Raw genomic sequence first — 3,396 nt, 5'->3', positions numbered from 1 at the left:
CTGAAGTGATGGGTAAAATGGGGCGAGGGGAAATTAATGGAAAGGCCGAAACCATAATCAGCCTTTCCAAAATCACTTATTTATTGGGGACTTAGAGCACTTCACCATTGCTGGTAATAACCTGCTTATACCAGTCAAAACTTAATTTGCGTGAACGTGCCATGGTACCGGTACCGTCGTCGTTTTTATCCACATAAATAAAACCGTAACGTTTGCTATATTCACCTGTAGTGAATGATACACAATCAATACAGCCCCATGGGGTATAACCCATTAAATCAACACCATCTTCAAATACCGCTTTTTTCATTTGCTCAATGTGAGCTTTGAGGTAAGCAATGCGGTAATCATCGTGAACCATACCGTCGGCAGCCACTTTGTCGATAGCGCCAAAACCATTTTCAACAATAAACAGCGGCTTTTGATAGCGTTCGTACAATACGCTCAGTGAATAACGTAAGCCAACAGGGTCAATCTGCCATCCCCAGTCTGACGCTTTAACATGTGGATTTGGCACGCTGCCTTCAAAGCCAGAAAGTGAATTACCGCTGCCAGGGTTAGTGGCAGAAACTGCATTACTCATGTAATAACTCAACCCCATATAATCAGCACAGCCATCACGCAGAGTATCAAGATCACCCTCTTCCATTTTGATGGTGAATCCGCGACGCTCCCACTCGTTCAGAATATAGGAAGGGTAGTAACCGCGCATATGAACGTCACCAAACAGATAACGCTCACGCATAGCCTCTACTGAATACATCATGTCATCAGGATGGCAGGAGAATGGATACAACGGCACCATCGCCACCATACAACCAATTTTGAACTCAGGATTAATGGCATGACCAAGCTTGACGACTTTGGCGCTGGCGACAAACTGATGATGCAGCACTTGGTACAGCGTCTCTTCTGGATTTTCTTGCTCAGTAAATACCACCCCCGAACAGCAATAACCAAATAATGGATACTTCCAGTTGCGCTGGTTATTGATCTCGTTAAAGGTCATCCAGTATTTAACTTTACTTTTATAACGCGCCATCACCACTTCACTGAATTTCACGAAGAAATCGACCACCTGACGGTTTTTCCAGCCACCGTATTCTTTCACCAGATGCCAAGGCATTTCGAAGTGAGATAAAGTAATGACCGGCTCGATACCGTATTTCAGTAACTCATCAAACATATCGTCGTAAAATTGTAACCCGGCCTCATTGGGCTGCTGCTCATCGCCATTCGGGAAGATACGCGTCCAGGCAATAGAAGTACGGAAGCATTTGAAGCCCATCTCAGCAAACAGCGCAATGTCTTGTTTGTAATGGCCATAAAAATCAACCGCTTCATGGTTAGGATAACGGTAGCCGTCCTGTACGCCATCAGTCATCACCCGGTCAACTCCATGCGCACCACCAGACAGTACATCGGCGATACTCACACCCTTGCCGCCTTTATCCCAGCCGCCTTCAACCTGGTGTGCTGCAACTGCGCCGCCCCATAAGAAATCTTTCGGTAATTGTTTGTGGCTCATTATTTTCTCCCTTAATACTGTGGGCAACTGTACGCCCTTGAAATGAAAATCAATGGCGGGATGGCCCGCCTGAATATTTAAACAGTTAGCCCCGATTCATTTGCGCCTGAGTAATCGGCGCGCCAGATGCTTTAGCGCTGTTTTGCTGTTGCACACTTTCAGGCTCATCAGTAAACCCAACCAACCAAGTGAAAAGTGCGCCCAACACGAACGCTACCGTGATCGACAGCAAGAAACCAAGGAACTGCGCCATATGGCCCTCTTTGAAAAAGACCGGTAATACCGCAATACCCGGTAAGCAGTAACTCCATGACACCGCATTAAATGCCCCTGCGATAGCACCACCAATTCCGCCAGCAGCACAACTGCATAAGAACGGTTTTTTTAGGCGTAGTGCCACACCATAAATTGCCGGTTCGGTAATACCGAACAACGCGGTGATACCGGCCGACAGTGAAATACCCTTCATCTCACTATTGCGGGTTTTTAAGTAAACACCAAACATGGTGCCCGCCATGGCAAAGACAGCGGAAGCTTGCAGGCCAGTAAAGGTGTCATAACCCAGAGTCGCGTAGTTACCAACGGTAACAGGCGTGATCCCCCAATGCACACCCAGTGTGACCAGTGGCTGCCAGAAAGCGCCGACCATAAACCCAGCCGCTGCCGGGCTAAGGTTATAAAGCGAGTTATAAACACCACCAATCGCACCGCCGATCAGATTACCCACCGGGCCGAACACCAATAGCGTTAGTGGCACCATGATGGCAATACAGAACATTGGGGTGAATAGATTGCGCACCACCATTGGCAGGATCCGCTCAAAGAAGCGCTGCACGTAAGACATGGCCCATACCATCAAAATAATCGGAATAACCGAGGCGGTATAGCTCAGGTATTGCACGGGAATACCGAAGAAATCCAAGGTTGGCGATGATAAGGGAATACCCGCAATAGTGTTTAAAATATGGGCAACTTGCGGATTATTCAGTGCTTCTTGCATCAGTTGCTGAACGGCTGGATCGGCCGAATTCAGCATAGTAATTTTATTGGCCGTCAGCATATTCATATAATCAGGGCTGATCAGGGCACAAGCGGTAATAACTGCGGTGAAAGGATTAACATTAAATTTCTTGGCCGCGGTAAAGGCAACCAGCACGGGCAGGAAGGTAAAACCGGTCCAGGAAACAAAATTCAGAATACGGTAGGTGCCGCTCGTCGCATCCATCCAGCCAATGGCGGCAAGAAATGAAATAATCCCCTGTAAAATACCGCAGGCGGCTAACGGATAAAGGAATGGGGCGAAAATGCTGGAGATAATATCCATCAAACGGCTAACAATACCGACCTTGGGTGCAGCAACCGGGGCACTTTCATCGACATTAATCAAGCTGATGACATGTTTATAAGCATCGCCGACATGATTACCGATCACCACTTGCATTTGCCCACCCGCTTCAATAACGGTGATAACCCCTTTAACACGATTTAAACGTTCTTTGTCGACAGTTTTATTATCTTTCAATATAAACCGTAAACGGGTCGCACAATGTGTGACATTAATCACATTATTATCACCGCCAATATATTGGATAATTTCCTGAGCGGTCAGTGCGTAATCTATTGCCATTATTAATCTCCTGTCGCGGGTACTGAGCGTAAGATAACCAGAGCGTTATTGGCTTATTATTAATATTCGTAGCCGATTGAGATTGGATTCTAGCAAAAAGAAAAGCGAAGTCACGATATAACAAAAATCGTGAATTGGAATATGTCACACTCAAAAAACACGGTGTTTTATGGTGCTTTTTTATTAATTAATTGCGGGAGTTTTTTACCAATAGTTTCTATTATATATAATACTGGGATTA

Annotated in this window: 2 protein-coding genes; both read right to left on the bottom strand. The window is 45.9% G+C overall.

Features of this window, described 5'->3' with window-relative positions; translation table 11 throughout:
* Positions 1-91: 91 nt before the first annotated feature.
* The gene (locus V1952_RS20815) at positions 92-1,528 is read right to left on the bottom strand and encodes a 6-phospho-beta-glucosidase (protein ID WP_420072422.1); all 1,437 of its coding nucleotides are present in this window, start codon (positions 1,526-1,528) and stop codon (positions 92-94) included.
* Between the two features lie 85 nt (positions 1,529-1,613).
* The gene (locus V1952_RS20810; RefSeq protein ID WP_420075454.1) at positions 1,614-3,155 is read right to left on the bottom strand and encodes a PTS transporter subunit EIIC; all 1,542 of its coding nucleotides are present in this window, start codon (positions 3,153-3,155) and stop codon (positions 1,614-1,616) included.
* Between the last annotated feature and the right edge of the window lie 241 nt (positions 3,156-3,396).

Source organism: Yersinia sp. 2542 StPb PI, from assembly GCF_048593855.1.
In the GTDB taxonomy this organism is placed as follows: domain Bacteria; phylum Pseudomonadota; class Gammaproteobacteria; order Enterobacterales; family Enterobacteriaceae; genus Yersinia; species Yersinia enterocolitica_E.
Note: the sequence above shows the minus strand (reverse complement) of the source record. Positions and strands in the feature narration are given on the sequence as shown.

Excerpts from the sequence above, each read along its gene's own strand:
- V1952_RS20815 (WP_420072422.1), bottom strand. The coding sequence starts at position 1,528 with ATGAGCCACAAACAATTACCGAAAGATTTCTTATGGGGCGGCGCAGTT.
- V1952_RS20810 (WP_420075454.1), bottom strand. The coding sequence starts at position 3,155 with ATGGCAATAGATTACGCACTGACCGCTCAGGAAATTATCCAATATATT.